At 62.9% G+C, this 26,347-nt stretch carries 26 protein-coding genes and 1 pseudogene; 14 read left to right on the plus strand and 13 right to left on the minus strand.

The window, feature by feature from the left end:
• Positions 1-7: 7 nt before the first annotated feature.
• Together T8A63_RS20890 and T8A63_RS20895 are read right to left on the minus strand one after the other, a co-directional pair.
• Positions 8-2,341: a relaxase/mobilization nuclease domain-containing protein gene (locus T8A63_RS20890; protein WP_274594647.1), complete on the minus strand. Its 2,334-nt coding sequence runs from the start codon at positions 2,339-2,341 to the stop codon at positions 8-10.
• Positions 2,328-2,900 carry a transposase gene (locus T8A63_RS20895; RefSeq protein WP_322346710.1) on the minus strand — a complete coding sequence of 191 codons (573 nt, stop codon included), beginning with the start codon at positions 2,898-2,900 and terminating at the stop codon, positions 2,328-2,330. Before T8A63_RS20895 ends, T8A63_RS20890 begins: the two co-directional genes overlap by 14 nt.
• Positions 2,901-3,013: 113 nt before the next feature.
• Here T8A63_RS20895 and T8A63_RS20900 point away from each other — a divergent pair, with 113 nt between their 5' ends.
• From T8A63_RS20900 to T8A63_RS20915, 4 genes are all read left to right on the plus strand, one after another.
• Positions 3,014-4,648, plus strand: a complete 1,635-nt coding sequence (locus T8A63_RS20900) for a Mu transposase C-terminal domain-containing protein (RefSeq protein WP_322346645.1) — start codon at positions 3,014-3,016, stop codon at positions 4,646-4,648.
• Complete coding sequence (locus T8A63_RS20905; RefSeq protein WP_322346646.1) at positions 4,608-5,531, plus strand: TniB family NTP-binding protein; 924 nt, start codon at positions 4,608-4,610, stop codon at positions 5,529-5,531. Before T8A63_RS20900 ends, T8A63_RS20905 begins: the two co-directional genes overlap by 41 nt.
• The gene (locus T8A63_RS20910; protein WP_322346648.1) at positions 5,528-6,319 is read left to right on the plus strand and encodes a TniQ family protein; all 792 of its coding nucleotides are present in this window, start codon (positions 5,528-5,530) and stop codon (positions 6,317-6,319) included. The genes T8A63_RS20905 and T8A63_RS20910 overlap by 4 nt, the downstream gene beginning before the upstream one ends.
• Before the next feature lie 117 nt (positions 6,320-6,436).
• Entirely contained in the window at positions 6,437-6,616 is a 180-nt protein-coding gene (locus T8A63_RS20915) for a hypothetical protein (protein WP_322346662.1), read from the plus strand.
• A gap of 16 nt (positions 6,617-6,632) precedes the next feature.
• Here the strand turns inward: T8A63_RS20915 and T8A63_RS20920 are convergent, their stop codons facing one another.
• Positions 6,633-7,946: a dicarboxylate/amino acid:cation symporter gene (locus tag T8A63_RS20920; RefSeq protein ID WP_073038198.1), complete on the minus strand. Its 1,314-nt coding sequence runs from the start codon at positions 7,944-7,946 to the stop codon at positions 6,633-6,635.
• 170 nt (positions 7,947-8,116) lie between these two features.
• On the opposite strand from T8A63_RS20920, the gene T8A63_RS20925 reads away from it, so the two are divergent.
• Positions 8,117-8,419 carry a hypothetical protein gene (locus T8A63_RS20925; RefSeq protein WP_229709631.1) on the plus strand — a complete coding sequence of 101 codons (303 nt, stop codon included), beginning with the start codon at positions 8,117-8,119 and terminating at the stop codon, positions 8,417-8,419.
• A 63-nt stretch (positions 8,420-8,482) separates the two neighbouring features.
• On the opposite strand, the gene T8A63_RS20930 is transcribed toward T8A63_RS20925, so the two are convergent.
• The 3 genes from T8A63_RS20930 to T8A63_RS20940 form a co-directional block, all read right to left on the minus strand.
• Positions 8,483-8,959: a hypothetical protein gene (locus T8A63_RS20930; RefSeq protein ID WP_229709630.1), complete on the minus strand. Its 477-nt coding sequence runs from the start codon at positions 8,957-8,959 to the stop codon at positions 8,483-8,485.
• Positions 8,956-9,549: a recombinase family protein gene (locus T8A63_RS20935; RefSeq protein WP_322346666.1), complete on the minus strand. Its 594-nt coding sequence runs from the start codon at positions 9,547-9,549 to the stop codon at positions 8,956-8,958. The genes T8A63_RS20930 and T8A63_RS20935 overlap by 4 nt, the downstream gene beginning before the upstream one ends.
• Before the next feature lie 120 nt (positions 9,550-9,669).
• Positions 9,670-10,287, minus strand: a complete 618-nt coding sequence (locus T8A63_RS20940; protein ID WP_237273951.1) for a plasmid pRiA4b ORF-3 family protein — start codon at positions 10,285-10,287, stop codon at positions 9,670-9,672.
• A 135-nt stretch (positions 10,288-10,422) separates the two neighbouring features.
• Between T8A63_RS20940 and T8A63_RS20945 the strand changes: the two genes are divergently transcribed.
• Positions 10,423-11,238, plus strand: coding sequence for a GAF domain-containing protein (locus T8A63_RS20945; RefSeq protein WP_322346668.1), 816 nt, complete (start codon positions 10,423-10,425; stop codon positions 11,236-11,238).
• Here the strand turns inward: T8A63_RS20945 and T8A63_RS20950 are convergent.
• On the minus strand, positions 11,141-12,700 hold the full coding sequence (locus tag T8A63_RS20950; protein WP_322346711.1) for an ISL3 family transposase: 1,560 nt from the start codon (positions 12,698-12,700) through the stop codon (positions 11,141-11,143). The two genes, T8A63_RS20945 and T8A63_RS20950, sit on opposite strands and share 98 nt — an antisense overlap.
• A 367-nt stretch (positions 12,701-13,067) precedes the next feature.
• Between T8A63_RS20950 and T8A63_RS20955 the strand changes: the two are divergent.
• Positions 13,068-13,199, plus strand: a pseudogene (locus tag T8A63_RS20955) (IS481 family transposase); the annotation flags it as partial.
• On the opposite strand, the gene T8A63_RS20960 reads toward T8A63_RS20955, so the two are convergent.
• The 3 genes from T8A63_RS20960 to T8A63_RS20970 are packed head-to-tail and all read right to left on the minus strand — an operon-like array spanning position 13,196 to position 17,539.
• Complete coding sequence (locus tag T8A63_RS20960; protein WP_322346670.1) at positions 13,196-14,362, minus strand: iron-containing alcohol dehydrogenase; 1,167 nt, start codon at positions 14,360-14,362, stop codon at positions 13,196-13,198. The pseudogene T8A63_RS20955 and the gene T8A63_RS20960 sit on opposite strands and share 4 nt — an antisense overlap.
• A gap of 34 nt (positions 14,363-14,396) precedes the next feature.
• Entirely contained in the window at positions 14,397-15,851 is a 1,455-nt protein-coding gene (locus T8A63_RS20965; RefSeq protein WP_322346671.1) for an NAD-dependent succinate-semialdehyde dehydrogenase, read from the minus strand.
• Positions 15,852-15,910: 59 nt separating this feature from the next.
• Positions 15,911-17,539 (minus strand): AMP-binding protein, encoded by a 1,629-nt coding sequence (locus T8A63_RS20970; protein WP_322346673.1) that lies wholly within the window; start codon positions 17,537-17,539, stop codon positions 15,911-15,913.
• Between the two features lie 137 nt (positions 17,540-17,676).
• On the opposite strand from T8A63_RS20970, the gene T8A63_RS20975 reads away from it, so the two are divergent.
• From T8A63_RS20975 to T8A63_RS21005, 7 genes are all read left to right on the plus strand, one after another.
• Entirely contained in the window at positions 17,677-18,423 is a 747-nt protein-coding gene (locus tag T8A63_RS20975) for an enoyl-CoA hydratase/isomerase family protein (protein WP_322346674.1), read from the plus strand.
• A gap of 72 nt (positions 18,424-18,495) precedes the next feature.
• Positions 18,496-19,701, plus strand: coding sequence for an ABC transporter substrate-binding protein (locus T8A63_RS20980; RefSeq protein ID WP_322346676.1), 1,206 nt, complete (start codon positions 18,496-18,498; stop codon positions 19,699-19,701).
• An 11-nt stretch (positions 19,702-19,712) separates the two neighbouring features.
• Positions 19,713-20,507: an ABC transporter ATP-binding protein gene (locus T8A63_RS20985; protein ID WP_322346678.1), complete on the plus strand. Its 795-nt coding sequence runs from the start codon at positions 19,713-19,715 to the stop codon at positions 20,505-20,507.
• Positions 20,500-21,243, plus strand: coding sequence for an ABC transporter ATP-binding protein (locus T8A63_RS20990; RefSeq protein ID WP_322346680.1), 744 nt, complete (start codon positions 20,500-20,502; stop codon positions 21,241-21,243). The genes T8A63_RS20985 and T8A63_RS20990 overlap by 8 nt, the downstream gene beginning before the upstream one ends.
• A gap of 1 nt (position 21,244) precedes the next feature.
• A complete protein-coding gene (locus T8A63_RS20995) occupies positions 21,245-22,132 on the plus strand; it encodes a branched-chain amino acid ABC transporter permease (protein WP_322346682.1) in 888 nt (295 codons plus the stop codon).
• Position 22,133: 1 nt separating this feature from the next.
• Positions 22,134-23,108 (plus strand): branched-chain amino acid ABC transporter permease, encoded by a 975-nt coding sequence (locus T8A63_RS21000; protein ID WP_322346684.1) that lies wholly within the window; start codon positions 22,134-22,136, stop codon positions 23,106-23,108.
• Positions 23,105-23,581: a thioesterase family protein gene (locus T8A63_RS21005; RefSeq protein ID WP_322346685.1), complete on the plus strand. Its 477-nt coding sequence runs from the start codon at positions 23,105-23,107 to the stop codon at positions 23,579-23,581. The genes T8A63_RS21000 and T8A63_RS21005 overlap by 4 nt, the downstream gene beginning before the upstream one ends.
• Before the next feature lie 148 nt (positions 23,582-23,729).
• Here the strand turns inward: T8A63_RS21005 and T8A63_RS21010 are convergent, their stop codons facing one another.
• From T8A63_RS21010 to T8A63_RS21020, 3 genes are read right to left on the minus strand one after another with little or no spacing between them, the layout of a single operon-like run.
• Positions 23,730-24,932 (minus strand): acetyl-CoA C-acyltransferase, encoded by a 1,203-nt coding sequence (locus T8A63_RS21010; protein WP_322346687.1) that lies wholly within the window; start codon positions 24,930-24,932, stop codon positions 23,730-23,732.
• Entirely contained in the window at positions 24,929-25,405 is a 477-nt protein-coding gene (locus T8A63_RS21015; protein WP_322346689.1) for a thioesterase family protein, read from the minus strand. Before T8A63_RS21015 ends, T8A63_RS21010 begins: the two co-directional genes overlap by 4 nt.
• Positions 25,406-25,409: 4 nt before the next feature.
• Positions 25,410-26,327, minus strand: coding sequence for an SDR family NAD(P)-dependent oxidoreductase (locus T8A63_RS21020; protein WP_322346690.1), 918 nt, complete (start codon positions 26,325-26,327; stop codon positions 25,410-25,412).
• Between the last annotated feature and the right edge of the window lie 20 nt (positions 26,328-26,347).

Here is a 26,347-nt window from a genome sequence, read left to right on the forward strand (position 1 = left end):
GCGGCGCTCAATGGATTTGTCCCCGCTCGGTCTCGCCATCCACGTCTGTCGCGCGGTGTTTTTCGTATTCCGCGTCGGCGAGTTCATCGACCACCTGGCGCAAGGCCTCCGTATTGGCCGTCGCTGCATCGGATTGCAGGTAGACCTTGGCGACATAGAGCCGGTCGAGGCGGTCCTCGAGAACCTTGTCCAGCGCATCGGCATCCCCGGATGTGAGCCGGCCCAATTGACGGTCATCCAGCACCCGCGCGATCTCGGTTCGGAAAGCGTCCCGCTCCGCCTCGGTCTCGAAGGGCGCGGACAACTCCCCCGCCCGCTCATGGTCCAGGACACGCGCGATTTCGTCTGCGAGAAGGTCGGTACGGTCAGTCTGCGGCGCCGTTTCATCGCGGGTGGCTAGACGTTCGTCACGCGTGCCAACCCCAAGCCCCTCGCGCAACTCGTTGTCGCGGCGAACCTGATTGATGGCCTCCGTGTCCCGGATCTCCACAACGGCGGCATAGGTCGCGCCGAGCCCACGGGCGAGGTGGGAGGGCATGTCCGGATAGCGCGCTCGTAAGTCATCCGTGACAGCATCCGCAATGGGCGTGCGGAGGTCGCGTGCCTCCATGATCCGGTCGACATCGCGGGCGATCTCGCTGGCGCGGGAAGCATCGGTGATGGCCTCCCTGTAGGGCTCGGACCGGTCGATCACATCGCCCGGCCGTGTCAGTAGGTCCGGATGTGCCTCGAGATACGCGCGCTGCTCGGTCTCGATCCGGCGCTCCGCCCTTGAGACAACCTCCCAGTCCCGGTCCTCGATCTGCTGCGCTGTCAGGCCGTCAGCGCGCATCTCCTGACGGATTGTCCCTTCCATCGCCCGGACCGCGCCCTCGTGATAATGGAACCGCTCGCTGACCGCTTCCGTTTCCACAACGCCATCCCGACGCAGCACGTTTTCCCGTTTCAACAGCGTGCCAAGTTCGACATGCACGTCATTTAGGATGTCACGCGCCTGCTCCAGATCGGCGCGGCGTTCGAGGTTCAGATCGCGAGCCTCGGCGACCTTTGAGAGATCATCGGCGATCCATTGATGTTCCAGCGCGGCACTCGCGGCGCCGGTCTCGATCCGGGCTACCACTTCAGATGTGCTGATCCCGGTTCCGCGCAGCGCGGTGTCTATGCGCGACCGCAAGTCCGGCCCGGCCAGACGGTCCAGCCGGCTGGCGTCGATATTGGCCTCAGAATAGACCCCGCCTTCCGAAGGAGCCTCGGAGAGCGTGGATGATCGCAAACCGAGAGGCTGCATGTGCTGGATCTGCGCCTGGATCTCGATGAGGCGCTTTTCCAGCACGGGACGTTCCGCATCGGGCTTCTCGGCGATCATGCCCTGCACCCGTGCGAGCTTCTCCGCATAGAGGCTTCTCAGATCCTCGAAACTTTGATCCTCGGCCATATACACATCTCCTGTTCGATCCACCTGCCCGCCCCGCGCCAGCACCTCGCCGGCGCGGAAGAGGGCCGCGGCAATATCCTCGCGGGCCTCCCGGGAGGCTTCCGCGGCAAGCGAATGGTAGACGGTTCTGGTATTGGCGATCTCCGCCAGCGTCCGCGCCAGGTCCTGCCCCACACGTTCGCGCTCGCGGGGTGCGCGACCCTCTTCCTTTGCGGCATAAACTTCGCGGGTGGGGGCCGGGTAATGCACAACCCCGCGATCCACCCGGCGCGTCGCTTCCAGCCGCACGCCGTACTTCTCCGCCTCCTCGACCATGGCGAGGCGGAAATCTTCATAGTTGAAGCGATGGTTGCGCCCGAGGAAAAAGAACTCGCCTTCTTGCGAGCGGCGGTTCAGCACCAGATGCGCATGCGGGTGATCGCGGTCTTCATGCACCGCGATGATGTAGTCGAAATGCCCCGCGTCACTCTGGAAGAACCGCTCGGCCACATCCGTCGCGATGTCGCGCACATCCTCTCCCCGCGTGCCGATGGGGAAGGACATGAGCATGTGGGTGGTCTGGCCCAGCTTGGGTTTGAAGCCTGCATCCCACCGCTTGGCAAAGCGCTCGGTCAGATCCTTGATGTCACGCGCCTCGAGCTTCGCTTTTCCATCGAGGAACCCGCTACTGTCCACGATATGGGTGGACTTGGTGGTGAGGTACTCGAGCTGGTTTGTGAGCTGCGACTTTGTATGCGTGCCCCCGCCCCGGATCGCCTTGAAGACCGCTGGCCGGTGCCCCGCCGCCGCGCGCGCAAGCTGGCTCTGCTTGGCGACATGCAGCCCCTGCATCGAGCCCCGGATCCGGCTCCAGCCGTCCCGGAAGACCTCGCCTGTGACAGCGTCAACCGCATCATTCAGCCGCATGAGCAAACTCCCTTAACGCGGCCGTGGCCTTGAGCTGTATCGCATCGCGACGGCGCCGCAGGAGCAGGTCGATCTCGTCGGCGGAATCGAGGATGAACCGCGCCAGCCCGCGCATCTGCGCGAGGCGCAATTCGGAGAACTCGGCACGCGTGCCACCATCAGCCCCCTGCCCCTGCCGGTTGGCCTTCGTCATCTGCTTGGCGATCTGCGCGACCCCATTGCCAACCTCATGCAAAGAGGACCTGTATCGCGCCATCTCGACCGCCATTTGCGCGTCCGGGACGAACACCCCACCCGCCGCCTGGATGAGCCGCCGCAGACCCTCGGCCCGGCTCTCGATCCCGGCCTTCGCCAACACCGCGTCGAGCGCCTCAAGCTCCGCAGCGGTGACCTTCACACTGACCGCTGAGACCGGGATCGCGGCATCCGTCTGGCGCTCCGCATCGGCTTTGAGCGTGTACTGGATCGCCCGCACCGACACGCCAAACCGTTCCGCCAGCACTGAAGTGGAAACGCCTTCCGCAGCTGTCGCGTAGCCCTTAATTGTGAGATGGGAAATCCAACGAAATCAACGGCTTAGCTTTGCCCTTAAATATGAGATTTTGCCTTTAATTCTGATATTTTTGCCCTTAAACCTGAGACAGGGTTCACAGACATTTGCGGCAAATATCGATGAATGATGATGGCGAAGACTCCGTTGCCGTTGGTGCTGAAGAGGCGCGCAGGGCCGCGGTGCTGCGCCCTCTTGTTCAGGCATATCTCAATGGGACTGGCAGCCTGGAACGTGGCATCAATGACGCCGTTTGGGAGCTTGGTGTCAGCAGGGCGACGGTCTGGCGTTGGATAAAACGGTTGGCGGAAGAGGGTGGGCGCACCAGCGCTCTGGCTCCGCGGAAACGGGGCCGCCCGACCGGGACGATGTTAATATCCAGCAAAGTCGAAGCGGTAATCGAGGAGCACCTTCGCCGCTATTTCTTGCGCCGGGAGCGTTCGAGCTTGTCGCGCGTCGTGACAGAAATCCGCAGCGCTTGCTGGCAGGAGGGCTTGCAACCGCCGACACGGCGAACGGTTCAGCGTCGTCTGGATGCGATGGATGCCCGCGAAGTTGCGAAGGCACGAGAGGGCGCAAAGGCGGCCCGCCAGAAATTTGCGCCGGTCACAGGTGAGAACAAGGCCAGTATGCCACTGGAGATCGTCCAAATTGATCATACACCGGCGGACATCATTCTTGTCGACGGCTTGGAACGCAAACCAATTGGGCGGCCTTGGGTCACGCTGGCGATCGACGTCGCAACGCGGATGGTGACCGGATATTACACCTCTCTCGAGGCACCTTCGCGTCTGTCAGTGGCGCTTTGCCTGACACAGGCGGTGGCCCTCAAGGAGGAACTTCTTGCGGAATTGGCGTGCGATGTTCCTTGGCCGGCACAGGGCAAACCGCACAGCATCCACGTCGATAACGGTCGCGATTTCCGGTCGCGCGCCTTTCGGTCGGCCTGTGCGGATTGGGGGATCGATCTGGTCTATCGACCGCCAGCAAGTCCTCACTTCGGTGGTCACATCGAACGGTTGATCGGCACCATGATGGGGGCCGTTCACCTGTTGCCGGGAACAACGCAATCCTCGATCGCGGCAAAGGGCGACTATGACGCCGAAAGCAAGGCCACGATGACGTTGAGCGAATTCGATCGCTGGTTTGCTCTGGAAATCTGCCGTTACAACAACAGCATTCATTCAAGTCTTGGCTGCACGCCCGTTGCCAAATGGGAGGCGCTCTCAGAGCAAATGACAGGCGACATCCCCTTCGAGATGGAAGCCTTTCAGGTGAGCTTCCTGCCGAGTGAACTGCGCAAGATCAGGCGTGACGGCATCCATCTGTTCCAGATAAGGTACTGGTCCGATGCCCTTGCAGGCCACATTGGGCGCGGGGATGGAAAGGTGGTCGTTCGCTACGATCCTCGCGATATCTCAATGATCTGGGTCGAACTGGACGATGGCCGGTATGTTGAGGCGCGGTACAGAAACCTGGAAATTCCGCCCGTCTCGCTCTGGGAATATCGCGAAGCGATGAGGAAGGCCCGTGCCCTTGGCAAGTCCGGGTCTAATGAGCTGGTGCTGGCTGAGCTGATCCGACAGCAACGCCAGATCGAAGCTGAAAGCCGGGGCCTGACGAAGGCCGAACGCAGAACCCGTGAAAGAAAAGGGACATTGAAGGGCACGAACTCGGCCGTCTCGACAACCGAAGGGCTGCGCCCGATCGATACGGGTGATACATCGCGCCCATTGTTCAAGGTGGAGAGATGGTGAATTGAGGGCAGGGACAACTGAAGAAGACGGCCGGATCGCCCTCATTCAATCGGATATCTGGATCGGCTTTCCTCGGGCGGAACAGGTGTTGGACCGCTTGCAGGGCATGATCGAAGCGCCACGACAAACCCGTATGCCTGGGCTTCTTGTGCATGGCGCCTCCGGGATCGGAAAGACGATGATTGCCCGAAACCTGTCGCGCAAGTACGCACCAGAATACGATCCGGCGTCGGGCATCACCCGCACACCGCTTCTGCTGTTGCAAGCGCCGCCCGCACCTGATGAACGGCGGTTTTACCTGCACATCCTGGCCGCCGTCGGCGCCCCGGCGACGGCTCTTAGCGCCCGCGCTCAAAATGTGGCTTCCCTCGAAGTCCGTGTCATCGCGCTCTTACGCGACCTTGGCCTGCGGATGATCATGATCGACGAGGTCCACAATCTCTTGGCCGGGACCCACCGCGAACAGCGCCGATTTCTCAATGTCCTGCGGTATCTCAGCAATGAACTCGAGGTGTCACTGGTCTGCCTTGGGGTCAGCGAGGCCGTCGATGCCATCCGTGGTGATATCCAGCTTGCCCGACGGCTGGACGAACATCATCTGCCAAACTGGCGCGACGATGCCGAGTTCTCGGACATGATCCAGACCCTTATTGCTGCCATGCCACTGGAAAAGAAGTCCAACCTGAAGGTCAAGTCACTCAAGCAGATACTTGCACTGACCGGTGGGGTGACCTCGCGCATTTTCGCCCTGATCAAGGATCTTTCCATCGACGCCATTGTAACAGGTGATGAATGCATCACCGATGACGCAATCGCAAAATGGACGCCGGTTTGGTCGCGCCATGCGAACCCCCATCGGCGGCTCGAGAAGTCCCGGGTGTGAAGCCGCACCCGCTGCCCAAGACTGTCGCGCCGCTGCCAGACGAGTTGTTGTCAGGTTGGTTGTCTCGGCTGGCGGCGGCCAACTACTGTGATGATGCGGAACTACTGGCTCATCTCAGAATCGATACCGCGCATGGCATCGCCTTGAACTTCAACGTCGACGCGGCTGCGGCGGCGAAGATTGCCAACGCCGCACGGGTTGACCCAGATGTTGTGCGATCTTTGACCTTTCCAGCAATGACGACACGAGAAGCCTCGCTGACGGCCCAGATGCCATTCCAGCATTGCCTGCAATGCTCCAGAGAGGGCCTTTCGCTTAAGCATTGGAGGCGAGCCTGGGCATTCGACTGTCAGGTTTGCGGGACGAGACTTGTGCCGACGCTCGGCAAGCCCAGTGGCGAACAGATGCCCGAAAAGCTGATAAATCGTGCGCGCAACGGCGCCGCGCGGCTTGAATACGCCGCGCGATTACGCAGCTCCAAGCAACTTCGGCGCGCAATGCGCGCAGTCACCTTTGCCATGTCACTCAAAACCTTCCGCGGGGATCCGTCGTTCGCTGTCCAGAACCCCAGATCGGAAGTTAGGCTGTTCTGCCTCGCCGCAATCGCCGCCGCTCGATCTCATCCCTTGGCTAAGGCAGCCATCGTCAGCAAAAGCATCGACGACTATGCAAGGGTTGCTCTCTTGCGCGCCTTCGAGAAGGAGCCTCGATTGCTTGCCGCGGTTGATCACATCGCGCAAAGGTGCGCGAGAAACAGGGGCCCCATGACAGCCGTATCTCACAATTAAGGGCAAAAATTGTCGCCAAACGCGTCGCGTCTCAGATTAAAGGGCAACGCGACATGTCCCATCAAACGATCAAATATGCACGCTCGGGCCTGTTACGCGATGAAGGGTCGCAAGATCATGGCCACCCCTTCGGGCGGCAAGCGACAGATCCTGCACCTTCAGCTCTGCTGCCTCGGACAGGCGCCCGACAGTCTTTCCCTCCAAAACGAGGGCATGAAGACGTCACGCAATTTCTTGTCGATGATCAAACTGGCGTCGGTCAGGCTGTGGATCGAATTTTATGAGCCCGCTGCCTAAAACTGTATTGCTAGCCTTATGCGGTTTCGACGGGATTTCTCCCGACGGCGCGCAGCAGCACCGCAGCTACCAAATCACCGGTGACATTGACTGCTGTACGGCACATGTCGAGCAGTCGGTCGACGCCGAGAATGATCACCATACCCTCGACCGGGATGCCCATGTTCGTCGCTACGTTGACCAGGATCGCGATGCTGACGCCCGGCGTGCCGGGCGCGCCGATGCTGGACGCCACCAGCGTCCCGACGACGACGGAAATCTGGACGGCGGTCAGGTCCACCCCGGCAAGCTGTGCGAGGAACAGGATGGCGACGGCCTGATAGAGCGCGGTGCCGGCCATGTTCATCGTCGCCCCGAGCGGCACGACCAGGTTGGCGATGTTTTCCGGCACGCCAAGCTTGCGCGCCGTCTGGATTGTCACCGGCATCACCGCTGAGGAACTGGAGGTCGAGAAGGCCAACAACAGGTTGCTGCCCGCCGCCTTCACTAAGCGCACCGGCGTGACCTGCGCAAAGAGCAGCGCGATCAGGAAATAGAGGCTCAGCAGGGCGGCCAGCCCCAGCAGAACGCTGCCGACATATCCAGAAATGCCGAGCATCGTCTCGAACCCCATGCGCATCACCAGCTGTGCCATCAGCCCGAAGACCGCGAAAGGCGCCAGAAACATCGCCCATTTGACGATGTTCATCGAGATCGATAGCACCGCATCCATCAAGGCCAGGAACGGCGCGGCGCGCTTGTCCTGAACCTGGGTTACCGAAATGCCGACCAGCAGCGCAAGCACGACGACGGCCAGCATGTCCCCCTGCACGATCGACGCGGTGGGGTTGGTCGGCAGGATATTGACGATCATGTCCGGCAGGGCGGCTGGCGCCTCCTGATCCGGCACGTCCGGTATCGCGCCGTTCAGATCCACTAGGGCCGGATCGGCAGGCCCCGCCGAAAAACCGGCAAGCCCCTCGCCGGGCTTGAGCCACTGAGCCAGCATCACGCCGATGGTCGCCGCGACAGTCGTCGTCGAAAGGATGAAGGCCGCCAGCCGCAACCCGACCGAGCGCAACTCCTCGCCCGATCCGGCACCCGAGAGTCCCCCCACGATAGACGAGAAGATCAGCGGGATCAGCACCATGGCGATCAACGCCAGAAATATCTTGCCGGGCAGCGCCAGCCAGATCCCGATCACTTCCGCGGTGTCCGGCTGTACCAGTCCCGTTGCCTCGCTCAGGAGCAGACCGAGCCCAAACCCCAGGATCATCCCGGCCATCACCTGTGCCCAAAGCCTGGAGGTGATCCAGCCCCGCAACTTGAAGCGCTGCTTGGCGATCTGCATCGGGGGGTCTTGTGTGCGCTGCGTCATGGCACGCGCATAGCACGGCCTGATGTGAAGGTTAACTCTCTGGCGGATAATGACGAAAACACACGAAACTCCGCCCGTGTTTCAAGCCATCCAGGTTTGGGCTAAAGGAGAGACCATGCAAAGCGCGCTCCACCTTCTGGTCATTGTCGCGGCCGCGGGTTTTCTCAGCCGCCATCGTCGGGCGCTGTGACGCTATCGTCACTCAGAACCTGAAGGACTTCCCGCCCGAGAGACTCGCGCCGTTCGGCATCGAGACTCAGCACCCCGATGACTTCTTCCGGGATCAGCTTTCTCTCACGCCTGGCCTGGTTTGTTCAGCGCTGCGCAAAGTTCGCGCGCGCCTCAAAAACCCGCGCAAGAGCGTTGACGAGTATTTGTCGATCCTGACACAGCAAGGGCTGGTCGCAACTGTTGCTGACCTAGAGCAGTTTGCCGATCTGCTCTGATTGGCCTAGCTGGCCCGAAGCTGCATATTTGGGCTTTTGAGAGAACAAAGAAAGTACTCTCTATCAGTCTGACCGCTGCAGATACAAAGTGACGTTCTCGGCTGGCATCTTGAAGCCTCGACCGTCGGAGACCCGTTCAGTGCTGATAGGGTATTTGGGTCTGTTGGGGTTGATCCCAACGATCCGGTGAAGGTCTCCACCGGTTTTAAACGTTCGGCGATAATCAGATGGCTCCAGCCCGAAATGCGGTGCGAGCACTTCGAACATGGCTTTGTCCGGCGAGTAGATCGCGCCGTCTTCCATCGGAATGCCGACGCGGAAGCCGATGTTGAAGCTATGACGCAGATCGATATCGCTCAACTCGCCGCCTTCGACCGTCAACCCATGTGTTTCAGCCACGGCGAGGCAGGCCTTCATCATGTCTCGGCGTAGGCGATCGCACAGCTCTGGTGTCAGATTGCGCGGCGGGGAAACTTTGGAACTTGTCTGGACCGACGTTTTTTTCGCGGGGGCCTTTGGCTTGCGGGTGTTCTTTTTCATGACGCAGCCGTCCCGTTGCCATTGTGGTTCAAGGTCATTTGGGCCTTTGCTTTATAGACGGTTCCGCGCGATATCCGCATCTCTCGCGCGATTTCGGTGGGCAAGCAGCCGTCGATCAGCTTCGCCTGAATGGCCTCGAGATTGATTTTGGGTTTGCGCCCGCGATAGACACCGCGCTGCTTTGCTGAGGCAATGCCTTCGGCCTGGCGCTCCCGGCGCAGGTTGGTTTCGAACTCAGCGAAAACGCCAAGCATATCGAAAAAGGCTTTTCCGGTTGCCGTGGATGTATCCACAGGCTGCTCGGTGGCCGCCAGGTGCGCGCCCTTGGATTTCAGGTGAGTGACGATAGCCTGCAGATCACTGAGACTGCGGGCCAGCCGGTCAATGCGCGTGACGACCAGCGTTTCTCCTGGGTGGATGAAGTCGAGGATCGTCTTGAGTTCGGGTCGTCCCTCCAGGCTGGTCCCGCTCTTTTGCTCGGTGCGGACCATGCCGCACCCGGCCTCTTTCAAGACAGCAATCTGCGCATCGAGGTTCTGTTCGACGGTCGAAGTGCGCGCATATCCGATTTTGGCCTGATAAGTGTTCATTATGGGTGTGCCTCTGACGTGATCTGTTCATTATCTAAAAAAGACCCAAAGTGAATAGGAAAACGGCTGCTTTCGCTGTTCATGCGCGTTGTCACTATGAGTGTACCCATTATGACGCCTCTAGCCCTCCATAACCCAACGTGATGTCCGCCGTGTCTTTTGTCTCTGCAGTTTCGCGAACTGCTCACTGACAGCATCGGCGTGGATTTCATCATGAGCCCAGTCAACGTATCCTGCTTTCTTCGCCCAGTCATGTTCCGGGTGGTTTGTATTCTTCTGCGCCTCCTTGAAGACTTCGTACATGGGCGGGCCTCCAATGTCCTCGGGCGGGGTTGCCCATTGGCCGCCGACAAAACGCGGCAATGGCTCATTTGGCACAACCGTGCGTGTTGAGACGAGCTCAATGCGATGCGCCCAATCATCGCCAAAGTCATAGGTGTAGATCACCGGTGGCACCTTGGCGTTCAGGAAAAAGTCCAGCTTTTTCGTAGTGACCTCCATCACGGGTGGCCCGAACATCGGCTCGATCCAGAAGGCCTCGCTTTTCATCTGATATTTCCGGTCACCAATCTCGAAGTCCCACAGGTGCATGTCGTACCATAGGAAAGCCGCCTGAATGGCATCGTGCAGGTGTGGCAGGGTCTTGTCCGAGCGGATCTCGATTTCCCGCCACGGGGCGGGGTCGACATATTCAAGAGTAATTCTCAGCCGTAGGACCTGGGGTTCTTTTTTTACCATAAGCGCCCAGTTAACGTGACATCACCGTTGAATGTGTTATGATCCGCGAGAAAGACTTCAGAGGGGCGTGGATCGCGCAACCCCAAGCGCTTTGCTCTCGCCCTTTGCTGCCTGCCTTATACGGGAGGACACATCATGCGACGGGAGGCGCATCATGTAGAGAAGGTGATCCGCGTGGTCGAATCCGGGTCGGACGCGGCGCGTTCGCCTCTGGCGGCATCTTGGCGGCGCTCGATGGAGCATCACGGTCTTGATCCCGCCAATGACAAAGCGCCTTATCTGATCGAATGCAGCGAACTGGCTCGACGCCGGGACGAACTCGGAAGACTCCTCGCAATGGCGACGCCGAAGCTGGATGAGCTTTTCGCGCTTGTCGGCGCCTCGGGCTGCGGGGTTCTGTTGACCGATGCAACCGGGATCGTGCTCGACCTCAGATGCGCCGATGCGGATGCAGCAACCTTTCGCAACTGGGGTCTTCACCCCGGTGCCGACTGGAGCGAGGCGCACGAGGGCACGAACGGGATCGGCACCTGCCTGGCCGAAAAGCGCCGGATCACCATCCATCGCGAGGATCATTTTTTCGCGCGGAACACGGCCCTCAGCTGCATGGATGCGCCAATCTTCGGGGCGGATGGACACATTCTTGCGGCACTCGATGTCTCATCAGCGCGCGTTGACGAGACCGAAGGCTTCAACCGGCTGTTGTCTAACACGGTGTCCCAGTACGCTCAGGTCATCGAGAACTGTCATTTCAGATCGTCCTTCCCCAATGCGCGGATAATCATGGCAGGCCCGGACGGGATCGATGCAACAGCCCTATTGGCCGTGGACGGAGATGATCTGGTGATCGGTGCTACCCGTACCGCGCGCCGCATGTTCGGGCTTGAGCCGACTGGAGCATTCTCGCCCGCAACAATTCTGGACCGGCTCGACCGTACATGGCGCGTTTGAGCGTCTTCAGGCGATTGATCTGACCTTCTGCTTGGCCGTTGCTCCATGGCATCTCGATGGCGTTTTTGACTGCATCGAAGTCCCGGTTCAATGTGCGGGCAAAGCGCACGATGGGCGCCAGATCGGTTTCGATCGCGTTGTCGATCCATGCTGGGAGCGGGTCTGCTTGGCGGCTGCGCAGGATACCGTTGAACCGCATGGCGAGACTTCGCATCGTTGCGAAGGCGGGAGAACCGGCCTTGAGCGCGTCGACTTTCCGCGCTTGATCCGGGGTGAGCTTTCCGCGGGGTTTGATGCACAGCGCGGCTGCGATGACCGGGGAAATCGCGTGCCCCGTTTCCGGGTCCCGGACTGGCTTAAGGATTTCGTGCTCTACCTTGGAGTCGCTCCCTTGCTGTTCTGCTTTTCGCCAGCCCGCCAACAGACGCTGCAAATGCGACTGACTCCCCTCGTAACCGCGCTCTCGGATCAGACGGAACAGGGCGCTGCCAGTTCGAATGCCCTCCTTCCAGCTTTGGCTCAGGAACTCTTCAAAGTACCACGGCGATGTCGGCTTCAAAGCGGCCCGCCTGCGGTCCGGTGGTGTCTCGAACTGCAGCCATTTCGCGATGCTGCGACGCGGGAACCCTGTTCGCCGCCCGATCTCGCTGCATGAAAGCCCCTGATTTCGGAGCGCATGAATGGTGGCGAAAATCTCTTCCCGAGACGTCCTATGCGCCAGGCGTGACTTCAGAAGGCTGCCGGCTGCGGTGATGTTGTCGGCGTCGGACAGCAGCGCCCTGCCGGTCGCACGGCCGTGAAGGTTCATTTGCTCCTCGATGGCCTGCCGCAGGTTTTGTACGATATGGAACCGGTCAGCGACCTGCTTCGCCTGCGGTGCCCCTTGCCGTGCTGCCTGGGCGTAGAGACCGCAGCGATCTCTGCTGATCACTTCCACCTCGGGGTGTCGCTTCAGCCAGTTGGTGCAGCTGACGACATCTCGATCCTCAAGAATGTCGATCACCACGCGACGCTCCAGATCCACAATGATCGTGCCGTAGGTTTGCGATTTCCGCCAACTCCAGTCGTCGATCCCGATGACTGTCGGCGACTCGCCACTGTCTTGGGCACGGTTCTTCAGCTGCCTAAGCACCGTGTCATCGCTGACTCCAAGGCCCAAACGATGCAACAACCGCTCGGCTGGCCGTCCGCCGGTCGCATGCCCAAGATGGGTGACAATCTCCCCGACACGCGAAGTACGACGTGCAAATGGACGCGCAATCGAGGCGATTTGGTCTGAGAATGTCCGGCGTGGGCAAGCGGGTGCCTGACATCGCCAACGGCAAATTGCGAGATCAACCGTTACCTCGTCTCCATGCGCGGGATAATCCTGCAGCCGCCGACGCCGCCAGCCGTGACGTCGGCGTGAATGCAATCCACAGTCTGGGCAAATGCCGTTGGGAGCCAAGACGCCAGATACAATCCACCCGCCTCTTTCACTTCGCTCAACGCTTTGAACGGCAACATCGCTCCCGGGCGACCAGTGCTTCTTCGAACTCACAACTATACCTCCTGAATTTTCCAGTTTCAGGATACCTGAATTTTCCAGTTTCAGGATAGTTGCGCCACACAAAGTGAGGCAGAACCGATTTAAGGGCAACGCGACACCTGCCAATACATCAGCGTCCAAGAAATAAAGGCACAGTTACACGTAGATACGGGCGTCGGCAAATGGGAAGGGCAGGGCGCTGTTCCGATCTTCACGCCAGGCATAGTACGACTTGAGTGTCACAAGCTGGCGCTCGATGGTCGCGGGCATGGCGCCCAACTCGTCGCGCAGATGCCGGTGATACAATTATTCGCGTCGCCTCAAGACGCTGCAGGGCCTGACACCATTCGAATACATCTGCAAAATCTGGACAAAAGAGCCAGAAAGATCCACTGTCGATCCAACCCATCACATGCTGGGACTGAACACCTAGTAGGCCTCGCGGTAGAGCGCCAGAGCATCCGCCTCGGTCACCTCGACCGGGTTGTTGATCAATAGCCGGGACTGAAGCATGGCGTCGCGGGCCAGCGTCGGCAGGCTCTCCTCGGTGACCTGGCAATCGCGCAGGCGGCGCGGCGCGCCGGAGCGGTCCATCAGGTCCGCCATGTAGTCAACGAAGGCCGACGCGCGGGCTTGCACGCCCTCGTCGGAGGGGCCGAGCACGACATCCGCCAGTTCCGCATAGAGCGGCGCGGCGGCGCGCATGTTGTAGCGCAGGACCGGACCCAGCATCAGCGCATTGGTTAGCCCGTGCGGCAGGTGATAGTGACCGCCCAGCGGATAGGCCAGCGCATGCACCGCCGCCACAGGGCTGTTGGCAAAGGCCTGACCGGCCAGTGCGGAGCCCAGAAGCATCGCCTCGCGCGCCGCCCGGTTGTCGGGCTGGGTGCAGGCAGTGACGAGGTTCGGTGCCATGAGCCGCATCGCCTCCCGCGCGAAGACATCCGAGAGCGGGTTCTTGCGGTGTTTGCTGGTGAAGGCCTCGATGGCATGGACCATGGCATCAATCCCGGTCGCGGCCGTCTGCACGGCGGGCAGGCCTAGGGTCAGCTCGGCATCCAGCAGCACGCGGTCCGCATAAAGCTGGTGCCCGACGATGCCCATCTTGGTCGTCTCGCCGGTGGTCAGGATGGTGATGTTGGTCATCTCCGATCCCGTGCCCGCGGTGGTAGGGACCTGTACCAGCGGCGTGCGTGCGCCCCGAATATTGCCGATCCCGTAGAGATCGGAGAGCTCCTGTGCAGTGACCAGCAGCACCGCCGCCAGCTTGGCAATGTCCATGGACGACCCGCCGCCAAGGCCCATCACCAGATCGGCGCCGGCGGTTTTGCCCTGTTTCACGCAGGCCATCAGTACGGCTTCCGGTGGATCCGCGACGACCTGATCGAAGACTGTGACCGAGAAGCCATTGGCCGCGAGCGAGGCCAGAGCGGGATCCAACGCGCCGCTCTCGTGCAGGAAGCGATCCGTCACGATCAGCAGGTTGCGCTGGCTGAACCAGCCCGAGAGGGTTTCGCCGATCCGCCGCGCACCGCCCCAATCCACGCAGATCGAACCAGGGCTGTCGAAGGAGAAAGTTGCAATGCCATCTGTCATGTGTCTGTCCTTGGCTTGAAATTGGGCAGGGCGATCAGACCGCACTGCAGAGGTATTTCAGTTCGAGGTATTCATCGAGACCATGGCGCGAGCCTTCGCGCCCGAGGCCCGATTGCTTGACCCCGCCGAAAGGGGCCACCTCGTTCGAGATCAGCCCCGTGTTGTGCCCCACCATACCGTATTCCAGCGCCTCGGACACGCGTACGAGACGCGCGTGGTCCCGGGTGAAGAAATAGGCCGCAAGGCCGAAGATCGTGTCGTTGGCCATGGCGATGGCCTCTTCCTCGGTCTCGAAGCGGAAGACCGGGGCGAGCGGCCCGAAGGTCTCTTCAGTCGCCACTTTCATGCGCGGGGTGACACCCGTCAGAACGGCGGGTTCCAGGAAGAGGCCGCCAAGGCGTTTTCCGCCCTGACGGAGCGTGGCGCCCAGGGCCACCGCATCAGAGATATGTGCCTCGACCTTGTCGAGGGCCTTGGCCTCGATCAGCGGGCCGATCTCGGTGCCTTCTGCCGTGCCGTCGCCCACCTTCAGCGCGGCCACGCGCGCGCTCAGTTTCTCGACGAAGGCGTCGTGGATGCCCGACTGCACGAGGATGCGGTTGGCGCAGACGCAGGTTTGCCCGGCATTGCGGTACTTGGACGCCATGGCCCCCTCGACCGCCTTGTCGAGATCGGCGTCGTCGAAGACGATGAAGGGCGCATTGCCGCCCAGTTCGAGCGAGAGCTTCTTGATGGTATCCGCGCATTGCGCCATCAGCAGCCGCCCCACCTCGGTCGAGCCGGTGAACGAGAGCTTGCGGACCACGGGGCTGTCGGTCAGCACCTTGCCAAGCCTGGAGGCCGGGCCTGTCACGACCTGCAGCACGCCCCCAGGCAGGCCTGCACGCTGCGCCAGTTCGGCCAGGGCCGTGGCGGTCAGCGGGGTCAGGTCGGCCGGTCGCAGGATCATCGAACATCCCGCTGCCAATGCCGGGGCCGCCTTGCGGGTGATCATCGCCGCCGGAAAGTTCCAGGGCGTGATCGCCGCGGTAACCCCGATGGGCTGGCGCATCACCGTCAAGCGCTGGTCACGGCGGGGGGCGGGGGTCGTCTCGCCATAGACCCGCTTTGCCTCCTCGGCGAACCATTCGACGAAAGAGGCGGCATAGGCGATCTCGCCGCGCGCTTCGCCCAGGGGCTTGCCCTGTTCCAGCGTCATGATCAGGGCTAGGTCGTCGCTATGGGCAAGGATCAGCTCGAACCAGCGACGCAGCACGGCCGCACGCTCGCGCGCCGCCCGTTGCGCCCAATCCGCCTGGGCCTGTTGCGAGGCCTCGATGGCGGTGGGGATTTCCTCCGGCGACATCTGCGGCACCCGACCGACGGTCGTGCCATCCGAGGGGTTGAGGACGGCGATGGTTTCGCCCGAAGCGGCCTGGCACCAGGCGCCGTCGATCAGGCAGGCTTCACGCAGAAGCGTCGGGTCATTCAGGCGGGTATGTGTCGACATGTGACTTCCTGGCAAGGTCCGTTGTCGCCGCGTCAAGCGACGGGGGAAGGGATCGGGCCTCAGGCCCGCTCACGGGCAGGTTTCTCTGCCTCGCGGTCCCAGGTGTCGGGTGTCACACCCGCCTTGCGAAGCAGGTGTTTCTGCACCTTGCCCGAGGCGGTCTTGGGCAGGTCATCCAGCACCCGGAGGTAGCGCGGCACCATGAAGCGCGGCAGCGTGGCAGACAGGCTTTCGCTGACCGAAACCGGGTCGATCCTCTGCCCTTCGGCGGGGGAAACGACGATCAGAACATCGTCTTCGGTGAACTCGGACGGCACGGCCACGGCGGCGCATTCGCGAATTTCGGGAAGGTTCAGCACCTCGCCTTCCAGCGCGAAGGACGAGATGTTCTCTCCGCGCCGCCGGATCACGTCCTTCAGCCGGTCGACGAAGTAATAGGTGCCATCCGCGTCGCGGCGGAAGCTGTCGCCCGTGTGGAACCAGCCGTTCCGCATCGCGTCCACCGTGACGCCGGGATTGTTGTAGTAGCCCGACATCAGGGCCCAGGGCCGATGCGACCGGATGATCAGCTCGCCGGTTTCGCCATCCCCCAGGGGCATGTCGTTCTCATCGACGATCCGCAGCTCGCACCAGGGCCGTGGCTTGCCGGCTATCCCCTTGGTGGTGATGCCGGGACCCGCGCTCATCGGGCTGGCAATCTCGGTCATGTTGTAGATCGTCCAGGCCTCGACGCCGAAGCGCTCTGCAAAGAGCGGGCCATCCTCGCCGAAGGGCGTGATGAAGGCGCGGCGCAGAGTGTGGTCGCGATCATCCGGGCTAGCCGGGGCCTTCAGGAGGAAGGCGGCCATGACCCCGAGGAGGAGGCAATAGGTCGAGCCGGTATCACGCACCGCCTGCCAGAAGGTATCGGTCTTGAATTCGCGCATCATCCCGATCGAAAGGCCCCGCGCCAGCATGGCATTGACGTAGAGCGTCGAGCCACAGTGGAAGATCGGGCCGCAGATCAGGCAGCGGTCGTCTGCCGCGACATCGAAGGCATCCGGGCCCATGGTATAATGCTGGGCATAGGTGCTCATCACCCCCTTGGCGTTCCCCGTCGTGCCGGAGGTGTACATGATCGCATGCAGATCCCAGGGTTCGATTGGCTGCGCCAGCTTCAGCGCCTCGGGGTCTTCTTCCTGCGGATCGACCAGCGGCGCGATGTCGTAGCCGTCGATGGCGCCACCCTCGCCCTCGACCACCAGAACGGTCGTCACCTTTCCGGGCCTCACCTCGGCCAACCTCTCGACCAGCGGCGCCTGGGCAATGAGGATGGGCGCGTCGGCGTCGGCCAGGATGTGCTCCAGCATCTGCCCGCGCGCGCCTGTGTTGATGGGGACATAGACCGCGCCGAGGTAGTTGATCGCAAACCAGGTGCACAGAAGGTCGGGGCTGTTGCCCATCAGGCAAAGCACATGGTCGCCGCGCCTGACACCGGCCTGGGCCAGCGCGCTGGCCCGCAGCCGCACACGGCGGCGCAACTCGCCATAGCTCCACAGCGGCCCGGGCCAGAACTGGACGAACGGCGCGTCGGGCTGTGTCTCGGCATAGCCATCAAGGATATAGCGCAGGACGGACCTGTTCCGATCAAGCGCGGGATCGGCGCTCATGGTACTGTTCAGGGCCATATCCGTGGAGCTCTGGGCCATCTCTTCCTCCTCAAGAAAAGGTCAATCTGCGCGCGCGCCGGTGACTGCGCTCTTAATTTTCATATTGCATTGCTGCAACTCGATATGCAACATACTTGGTAGTATGTCGCATGACGGCAGAGCGACGACAAGGGAAAATGACCAAGATGACAGGTGTTGAAGCCGAGATTCAGGACGCGGTCGCGTCCGTGCGATTCGACCGGGGCGGCAACGCGAATGCGCTGGACTACACGATGATCGACGGGCTTGAGGCCGCTGCGATCGAGCTTTCGCGCAACCCCGACGTTTCTGTTGTCGTGCTCGCCGGAACATCAAGCATCTTCGCGGCCGGGGTCGACCTGAAGGACGCCCGCCTGTGGAACCCCGAAGGCAAGGATGTCGCCCGCCACCTGTCAATGAATGCGGGCGTGCGGATGAGCAATGCCTGGCGGCGACTGCCCCAGATCGTCATTGCTGCGCTGGAGGGGCCCGCGATTGGTGGCGGTGCGATCCTCGCGCTCTGTGCCGATTTCCGCGTCATGTCGGAAGAGGCCTACCTGCGCTTTCCCGAGGTCCGTCTCGGCATGACGCTTGGCTGGGGCGGGCTGCCGCTGCTGACCGAGCGGGTTGGCGCCGGACGCGCCAAGCGGATCCTGTGCTGTGACGAGACGATCGGCGCCGATGAGGCGCTGGAGCTGGGGCTGGCCGATCGCAAGGTCCCGGCCGGCACCGCCTTGGACGCTGCGCGGGCCTGGGCGGCCACGATCGCCGAAAGTCCGGCGATGTCCCTGCGCATGACCAAATCCGCCATTGACGCCCACGCCCGGAGAAACTGGGCCGAGGGCGCCGAAGGAGATCAGTTTCTTCTGGCCAAACTGCTTGCCGAAGGTGGCAGCAGGGCCTGATGCAAGGGCCGTCGCAAGGGGCGACCGGCCAGTCATGCACCGGCATCGGTGCGAAACGGGAGGAGTATTCCAATGACAAAACTGAACAGGGCCGCTCTGGCTTCGCTATTCTCGGTTGCGCTTGCCGCGGGGGCGCATGCCGAACCCTATCGGATCGGCGTTCTCACCGATATGTCCGGGATGAATTTTGACCTTTCAGGCAAGGGCTCGGAAGTTGCCGCGCGCATGGCCGTCGAAGATTTCGGCGGCAAGCTGCTTGGCGAGGACTTGGAGGTGATCGTTGGCGACCACCAGAACAAGCCGGACGTCGGCTCGACGCTCGCCCGTCGCTGGGTCGACGAACAGAACGTCGTCGCCATCGCTGACCTGCCGACCTCTTCGGTTGCCCTTGCCGTGCAGGAAATCACCCGCCAGAGCGATACCGCGCTGCTGATATCGACCGGCGGCTCCTCCGAGCTGACAGGCGCGTCTTGCTCGCCCTCGACCGCCCAATGGACCTGGGACACCTATGCGCTGGCGAACGGCACCGGCCGTGCGATGACGCTGGAAGGGGGCAAGAACTGGTTCTTCCTGACGGTCGACTACACGTTTGGTCATGCGCTCGAGACCGATACTTCGGCAGCGGTGGAAGCCGCGGGTGGCACGGTCGTCGGCAAGATCATGCACCCGCGCGAAACCTCGGACTTCTCCTCATACCTGCTGCAGGCCCAGGCCTCGGGCGCGGATGTGATCGCACTTGCGAATTCGTCGGGCGACACGATGACGGCCCTGAAGCAGGCCGAAGAGTTCGGTATTACCGCCACCGGCCAGGAGATGGCGGGTATGCTGCTGTTCCTGACCGACGTGCACGGTGTCGGCCTTGAGACCGCGCAGAACCTGAAGCTGACCACCGCCTTCTACTGGGACATGAACGATGACACCCGCGCCTGGTCGCAACGCTTTGCCGACCGTATGGACGGCAAGATGCCGACCATGGTGCACGCCGGCGTCTACTCGGCGGTCATGAACTACCTCAAGGCGGCCGAGGCCTCCGGCCAGGCAACCAGCGGTTCGCAGGTCATGGAGACCATGCGCGGCATGGATATCGACGATTTCTTCAACCAGAACGCCTACCTGCGCAAGGACGGCCGCGTGGTGCACGACATGTACCTCGTGCAGGTCAAGACCCCCGAGGAATCGGAGGGCCCCTGGGACTACTACAAGGTCCTGCGCACCATCCCGGGTGACGAGGCCTTCCGACCGATCGAGCAGAGCGCCTGTCCGCTCCTCGACGACTGAAGGGTGATCCCATGACGATGGCTACCGTTCCGGCGCGCCCCGCGCCGGCCGGGTCCCGTGCCGCAATGTCGGCACGGGGTCTCAGCAAGACCTTCGGAAACTTCCAGGCGGTGAACAACGTCGACATCGACATTCACCATGGCCGGATTCACGCGCTGATCGGTCCGAATGGCGCGGGCAAGAGCACGGTCTTCAACCTGTTGACCAAGTTCCTGCAGCCGACCACGGGCAAGATCATGTTCGGCGAGACCGACATCTCCGGTATGGAGCCTGCCCATGTGGCACGGCTCGGGGTTGCGCGGTCGTTCCAGATTTCCGCGACCTTCGGGGACATGTCGCTGGTCGACAACGTCTGCGTGGCGCTGCAACGGCCCAACGGGCTTGCCGTGCAATTCTGGCGATCACTTGGCAGCCTGTCACGGCTGCGTCCCCGGGCGATGGATCTGCTGGGGCGCGTCGGGCTCGCCGACATGGCTGATCGGCGCGCCGCGGACCTGTCTTACGGGCGCAAGCGCGCGCTTGAGATCGCCACGACGCTGGCTCTGGATCCCAAGGTTCTGCTTCTGGACGAGCCGCTGGCAGGCATGGGCCAGGAAGACGTTGAGGCCATGGCCGGCCTGATCGCCGATGTCGCCCGCGACTGCGCGCTGCTGATGGTAGAGCACAACATCAAGGTCGTCGCCGACATCGGTCACGACATCACCGTGCTTCAGCGCGGCGAGATCCTGACCCAGGGCAGCTATGCCGAGGTCAGCGCCGATCCCCGCGTGCGCGAAGCCTACATGGGAGCTGAGGACGATGATTGAGGCAGCGGCGACGACCCGCGAGGCCCGCGGCCCCGCGCAACTGAGGGTGCGCGATCTCGAAGCCTGGTACGGCGAGAGCCAGGCGCTCTACGGCGTCCATCTCGACGTTTACCCGGGGGAGACCGTCACGCTTCTGGGTCGCAACGGCGTCGGCAAGACCACCACCCTGCGCAGCTTGATGGGCATCCTGCGCAAACGCACCGGAGAGATCGAATTCGACCAGCGGTCGATCCTGCGGCTGCCGCTGCATCGGATCGCCCATGTCGGCATGGGGTTCGTCCCTGAGGAGCGTGGCATCTTCGCCTCGCTCACCGTCGAGGAGAACCTGCTGCTGCCGCCGAAGGTGGCCAGCAGCGGAAAGGAAATGTCGCTGGACGAGATCTACACGCTGTTCCCCAACCTGCTGGAGCGACGGCACAGCCCGGGTACCAAGCTTTCCGGCGGCGAGCAGCAGATGCTGGCCATCGCCCGCGTCCTGCGCACCGGGGTCAGCATGATCCTTCTCGATGAGCCGACCGAAGGGCTGGCCCCGGTGATCGTGAACCGGATCCGCGAGATGCTGAAGGCGCTGAAGAGCCATGGGCTGAGCGTCCTGCTGGTCGAACAGAATTTCCGTTTCGCGGCCAAGATCGCCGACCACTTCTACGTCATGGATCATGGCGTGATGATCGACAGCTTCGACGTGGCCGAGCTGCCCGCGAAGCGAGACGCGCTGAACATGGCGCTAGGGGTTTGATATGATAATGATTCTTGGGATGCCGCTGCCGGTTCTCACCGGCCAGCTGCTGATCGGCCTGATCAACGGCTCGTTCTACGCGCTGCTGTCGCTTGGCCTGGCGGTGATCTTCGGGCTGTTGCGCGTGGTGAACTTCGCCCATGGGGCCTTCTACATGCTGGGCGCTTTCTCGGCCTGGATGCTGGGGCAGTACCTGGGCATTGGTTTCTGGGGCGCATTGCTGCTGGCCCCGCTCATCGTCGGCCTTGTCGGCGCGGTGGTCGAACGGACAATGCTGCGGCGCCTCTACGAACTCGACCATCTTTACGGGCTGCTGTTCACCTTCGGGCTTGCCCTGCTCCTGGAAGGGCTGTTCCAGCACTTCTTCGGCGCTTCGGGCAAACCCTTCTCCGCTCCGGCCGAGATGAAGGGCGTGGTGCGGACCGATTTCGTGACCGTCCCCATCTATCGCGGCTGGGTCGTCATCGCGTCGCTTCTGCTGTGCCTGGGTACCTGGGCACTGATCGAGAAAACCAAGATCGGCTCGTACCTTCGCGCGGCGACCGAGGATGCAACGCTTGTCCAGGCCTTCGGTGTGAACGTGCCGCTGCTGCTGACGCTGACCTACGCCTTCGGTTGCGCCCTGGCGGGCATCGCCGGGGTGCTGGCCGCGCCGGTCTTCCAGGTCAGCCCGACGATGGGATCCAACCTCATCATCATCATCTTCGCGGTGGTCGTGGTCGGCGGCATGGGGTCGATCCTCGGCGCGATCGCCACCGGCTATCTTCTCGGCATCGTCGAGGGAATGACCAAGGTCTTTTACCCCGAGGCCGCGAATATCGCGATCTTCATCATCATGGCCGTGGTTCTGATGCTGCGTCCTGCGGGTCTCTTCGGAAAGGAAAGCTGACATGACCGTAGCCAAAGAATACGAGTCGGTCGCCGAAGCCCGTCGACCACACCCTGCCCAGCGGATCCTCGTGCTCGCGCTGATCGGCGTGCTCATGCTGCTTCCGCTCTGGTTCTATCCGGTGCTTCTCATGAAGCTGATGTGTTTCGCCCTCTTCGCGTCGGCCTTCAACCTGCTGCTTGGCTACGGAGGGCTGCTGTCCTTCGGCCACGCCGCTTTCTTCGGGGGCGCGGCCTATTTCACGGCCCATGCCCTGAAGGTCTGGGAGGTCAACCCCGAGGTCGCCATCCTCGCCGGTGTCGGCGGGGCGCTGGTGCTGGGGCTGGTGATCGGGCTGCTTGCCGTGCGCCGTCAGGGCATCTACTTCGCCATGGTCACGCTGGCCCTGTCGCAGATGTTCTACTTCTTCTGCCTGCAGGCCCCCTTCACCCAAGGCGAGGACGGCATTCAGGGCTTTTCCCGCGGAAAACTGTTCGGGGTCATCGACCTCGCCGACAGCACGACGCTCTACTACGTCGTCGCGGTGGTCTTCGTGGCCAGTCTCTTCGCGATCTGGCGCATCGTGCATTCGCCCTACGGGATGATCCTGCAGGCGATCCGCGAGAACGAGCCGCGCGCGATCTCGCTCGGCTACTCGGTGCAGCGCTACAAGCTGGGAGCCTTTGTCATGTCGGCGGGCTTTGCCGGTTTGGCCGGCAGCCTCAAGGCGCTGCTGTTCCAGTTCGCCACCCTAACCGACGTCAACTGGCACATGTCTGGAGAGGTCATCCTGATGACCCTGCTGGGCGGCATCGGCAGCATTGCCGGGCCGATCGTCGGCGCGGGTCTCGTCGTGACGCTGCAGAACTACCTGGCCACCACCGGTGTTCCGGTGACCACGGTTCTGGGCGCGACCTTCATGGTCTGCGTGTTGGTGTTCCGCCGCGGAATCGTGGGGGAGCTGCGCCACCGGCTGCCCGCCTGGGGGCGCAAATGAGCGGACCCGAACTGCCCGTCAGCCGGTTCCGCGTGCCGTCGGACTGGGTCGACTACAATGGCCACATGGGCGACTTCGCCTATGGCATCGCCTTCTCGCGCAGCGTGACCGCGCTGATGGGGGACATCGGACTGGATGAGGGCTACCGCGCCTCGGCCCAGGCGACGCTCTACACCCTGGAAATGCGGATCGGCTACCAGCGCGAGTGCCACGAGGGCGATTCGCTTGTCGTCCAGACCCGGGTGCAGGCCGCCGATGCCAAGCGGATGCACCTCTACCAGGAGATGCAGGCCGAGGACGGCACCCTGCTGGCCTGGTGTGAACAGGTTCTGCTGCATGTGGCGCGAGACAGCGGCACGCCCCGCGCGGCCCCCTTCCCGCCCGTCACCGCGGACTGGCTGGCTGCGGCGGAAGCCCGGCACAACGCGGCCGGGCGTCCGGCCTGGCTGGAGCGGCGCACCGGCCTCGGCTGAGGCAGGCGGTCCTTTTCAGCTCATCAGGGCCCGCCCATGGAGACTCCGCCCATGGATACACAGGCGGGTCTTTCTTTTGCCAAGGGCCGCAAGGCAAACGGCCGCCGGGGGAACCGGCGGCCGTCTGGATCCTTCGGCGGATGCCGTTTCAGAGCACTTCGAAAAGCCCTGCCGCCCCCATGCCACCGCCGACGCACATGGTGACGACAACAAAGCGCGCGCCGCGCCGCCTGCCCTCGATCAGCGCATGGCCGACCATCCGCGCACCCGACATGCCGTAGGGATGCCCGATGGAGATCGCCCCGCCATTGACGTTGAGCCGCTCGTCGGGAATGCCCAGCTCATCACGCGAGGGGATGACCTGCGCGGCAAAGGCCTCGTTCAGTTCCCACAGGCCGATGTCCTCGATGCTCAGGCCATGGGTGGCCAGCAGCTTGCGGACCGCAGGCACCGGGCCCATGCCCATCTCGTCCGGCGAGACGCCCGCGACGGCCATCCCCCGATAGAGCCCCAGCGGCGCCAGCCCGCGACGCTCGGCCTCGGTGCGCTCCATCAGGACCGCAGCGGAGGCTCCGTCTGAAAGCTGCGAGGCATTGCCTGCAGTGACATGTGCCCCCGCAGCAATCTGCTGCCCGTCCCTGAACACCGGCGACAGGCCTGAAAGCCCTTCCAGCGTGGTGCCGGGACGGTTGCCCTCATCCCTGGACAGCGTCACTTCCTGCATCGAGGTCTCGCCCGTGGCCCGGTCGGTGACCTGCATCACCGTGGTGATCGGCACGATCTCGTCATCGAACTTGCCCGCGGCCTGTGCGGCGGCGGTGCGCTGCTGCGACTGCAGGGCGTAGGCATCCTGATCCGCGCGGCTGATGCCGTTGCGACGCGCGACGATCTCGGCCGTTTCGACCATCGACATGTAGGTCGCGGGCAGGTGCTCGGACAGCCAGGGGTCTTGCCAGTGGCGGGTGTTCATCTCGGGGGTCTGCACCAGCGAGATCTGTTCGACGCCGCCGCCGATGGTCACGGTCATGCCATCCGAAATGATCTGCTTCGCTGCGATGGCGATCGCCATCAGCCCCGAAGCGCATTGCCGGTCGACACTTTGTCCGGGTACCGAAACGGGCAGGCCCGCGCGCAGCAGGCCGGTGCGCGCGATGTTCATATGCGTGGTGCCCTGCTGCAGGGCGGCCCCGACGATGACATCCTCGACCTCGCCCGCCTCGACTTCGGCGCGGGTCACGGCGTGCGCGATGGCATGACCGATGAGACGGGGCGCGGTGGTGGCGTTGAACGCTCCGCGATAGGCCTTTCCGATCGGCGTGCGGGCGGTCGAGACGACGACGGCTTGCCTCATTTCGGGGTCTCCTCTTTGTCGGTGGCGGGATCGCGGAACAGGGCGTCGGCACAGGCGCGCAGCGCCGGGGTCAGGGGTGCCGGGCGGCGGGTGTCTCGGTCGACGTAGACGTGGACGAATTGCCCCCGCGCGGCACAGGCGCCGTCGGCCAGGTCGAAAAGACCGAAGCCCCAGGTCAGGCTGGTCCGTCCGATGACCTCGATCCGCACCCCGACACTGAGTTTCGCGGGAAAGGTGATCTCGCGGAAGAACTGAGCCCCGTTTCGCACGACGAGCCCGATCGGCCCCTCGGCGGTCGCCGAAAGATCGAGTGCGCCGTGCTCCAGCAAGGCCACGTTCATCGCCGTGTCGAAGTAGCCGAGGTAGGCGACGTTGTTGACGTGGCCATAGACATCGGAATCCGCCCATTGCGGCGCGGTTGCGTGATGCCAGCCATAGGCATCATGCGGCAGCGGTTCGAAACGCTCGGACATGACGTCACCCCTTCGTCGCCAGCGCGGCGCGGGCATTGGCAATGATCCGGTCGACATGGTCGAGTCCGGCCATCACCTCGATCTGCCCGTCGAGACTGGCGATCTCCTCGAAGCGCTCGCCGACGGTATCGGGCGTGAAATCTGTGCCTGCAAAGCACACGCCCTGGCTCTCGACCAGCGCCAGCCGGGACACGGTGCCCGCCCCGGCCAGCAATGCGGTGCGCGAGGGCGCGTCACGGCTGACCAGCCAGACCGCCGCCGGGGAGACCAGTTCGGGCGTCAGAAGGTCCAGCATCGCCGGGTCCATCATGTCGCCGGTCATGCGGGTCGCCGCCGTGGGAAGGATGGCGTTCAGTTGTATCCCGTATTTCGCGCCTTCTAAATGCAGCACGTTCATCAAACCCAGCACCCCCATCTTCGCGGCGCCGTAGTTCGCCTGGCCGAAGTTGCCATAGCTGCCGGAGGTCGAGGAGGTGACGAGGATACGGCCATAGGCCTGCTCGCGCATCGTGGCCCAGACCGCCTTGGTGGCAACCGCAGTGCCTAGGAGGTGCACATCGACGACGCGGCGGAAATCATCGATCTCCATCTTCGCGAAGCTCTTGTCGCGCAGAATGCCAGCGTTGTTGATCAGAACGTCGATCCGCCCGAAGGCTGACAGCGTCTGTTCCACCATCGCGGCCATGTCGGCTTCGGAGGTGACGTTGCCGGCGTTGGCGATGGCCCGGCCGCCCTCGGCCGTGATTTCGCGCACGACGGCCTCACTGGCCTCGGTGTTGCCGCCGCTCCCGTCTCTGCCGCCGCCAAAGTCGTTCACCACGACCGCCGCACCGTGACGGGCCAGCATGAGGGCGTGGGAGCGGCCCAGACCGCCCCCCGCCCCAGTGACGATTGCGACTTGATCCTTGAATGAAACCGGCATGTTGATGTCCTCCGCGCCGT

It is taken from the genome of Sulfitobacter sp. OXR-159, assembly GCF_034377145.1.
Taxonomy (GTDB): domain Bacteria; phylum Pseudomonadota; class Alphaproteobacteria; order Rhodobacterales; family Rhodobacteraceae; genus Sulfitobacter.

What these genes read in the sequence shown, in the direction of transcription:
- T8A63_RS21000 (WP_322346684.1), top strand. Translation starts at nt 22,134, where the DNA reads ATGACCGTAGCCAAAGAATACGAGTCGGTCGCCGAAGCCCGTCGACCA.
- T8A63_RS20920 (WP_073038198.1), bottom strand. Translation starts at nt 7,946, where the DNA reads ATGCAGATCGCCAAGCAGCGCTTCAAGTTGCGGGGCTGGATCACCTCC.
- T8A63_RS20960 (WP_322346670.1), bottom strand. Translation starts at nt 14,362, where the DNA reads ATGACAGATGGCATTGCAACTTTCTCCTTCGACAGCCCTGGTTCGATC.
- T8A63_RS21015 (WP_322346689.1), bottom strand. Translation starts at nt 25,405, where the DNA reads ATGTCCGAGCGTTTCGAACCGCTGCCGCATGATGCCTATGGCTGGCAT.
- T8A63_RS21010 (WP_322346687.1), bottom strand. Translation starts at nt 24,932, where the DNA reads ATGAGGCAAGCCGTCGTCGTCTCGACCGCCCGCACGCCGATCGGAAAG.
- T8A63_RS21005 (WP_322346685.1), top strand. Translation starts at nt 23,105, where the DNA reads ATGAGCGGACCCGAACTGCCCGTCAGCCGGTTCCGCGTGCCGTCGGAC.
- T8A63_RS20915 (WP_322346662.1), top strand. Translation starts at nt 6,437, where the DNA reads ATGGCCACCCCTTCGGGCGGCAAGCGACAGATCCTGCACCTTCAGCTC.
- T8A63_RS20900 (WP_322346645.1), top strand. Translation starts at nt 3,014, where the DNA reads ATGAATGATGATGGCGAAGACTCCGTTGCCGTTGGTGCTGAAGAGGCG.
- T8A63_RS20965 (WP_322346671.1), bottom strand. Translation starts at nt 15,851, where the DNA reads ATGTCGACACATACCCGCCTGAATGACCCGACGCTTCTGCGTGAAGCC.
- T8A63_RS20945 (WP_322346668.1), top strand. Translation starts at nt 10,423, where the DNA reads ATGCGACGGGAGGCGCATCATGTAGAGAAGGTGATCCGCGTGGTCGAA.
- T8A63_RS20990 (WP_322346680.1), top strand. Translation starts at nt 20,500, where the DNA reads ATGATTGAGGCAGCGGCGACGACCCGCGAGGCCCGCGGCCCCGCGCAA.
- T8A63_RS20940 (WP_237273951.1), bottom strand. Translation starts at nt 10,287, where the DNA reads ATGGTAAAAAAAGAACCCCAGGTCCTACGGCTGAGAATTACTCTTGAA.
- T8A63_RS20890 (WP_274594647.1), bottom strand. Translation starts at nt 2,341, where the DNA reads ATGCGGCTGAATGATGCGGTTGACGCTGTCACAGGCGAGGTCTTCCGG.
- T8A63_RS20935 (WP_322346666.1), bottom strand. Translation starts at nt 9,549, where the DNA reads ATGAACACTTATCAGGCCAAAATCGGATATGCGCGCACTTCGACCGTC.
- T8A63_RS20980 (WP_322346676.1), top strand. Translation starts at nt 18,496, where the DNA reads ATGACAAAACTGAACAGGGCCGCTCTGGCTTCGCTATTCTCGGTTGCG.
- T8A63_RS20985 (WP_322346678.1), top strand. Translation starts at nt 19,713, where the DNA reads ATGACGATGGCTACCGTTCCGGCGCGCCCCGCGCCGGCCGGGTCCCGT.
- T8A63_RS20975 (WP_322346674.1), top strand. Translation starts at nt 17,677, where the DNA reads ATGACCAAGATGACAGGTGTTGAAGCCGAGATTCAGGACGCGGTCGCG.
- T8A63_RS20995 (WP_322346682.1), top strand. Translation starts at nt 21,245, where the DNA reads ATGATAATGATTCTTGGGATGCCGCTGCCGGTTCTCACCGGCCAGCTG.
- T8A63_RS20970 (WP_322346673.1), bottom strand. Translation starts at nt 17,539, where the DNA reads ATGGCCCAGAGCTCCACGGATATGGCCCTGAACAGTACCATGAGCGCC.
- T8A63_RS21020 (WP_322346690.1), bottom strand. Translation starts at nt 26,327, where the DNA reads ATGCCGGTTTCATTCAAGGATCAAGTCGCAATCGTCACTGGGGCGGGG.
- T8A63_RS20930 (WP_229709630.1), bottom strand. Translation starts at nt 8,959, where the DNA reads ATGAAAAAGAACACCCGCAAGCCAAAGGCCCCCGCGAAAAAAACGTCG.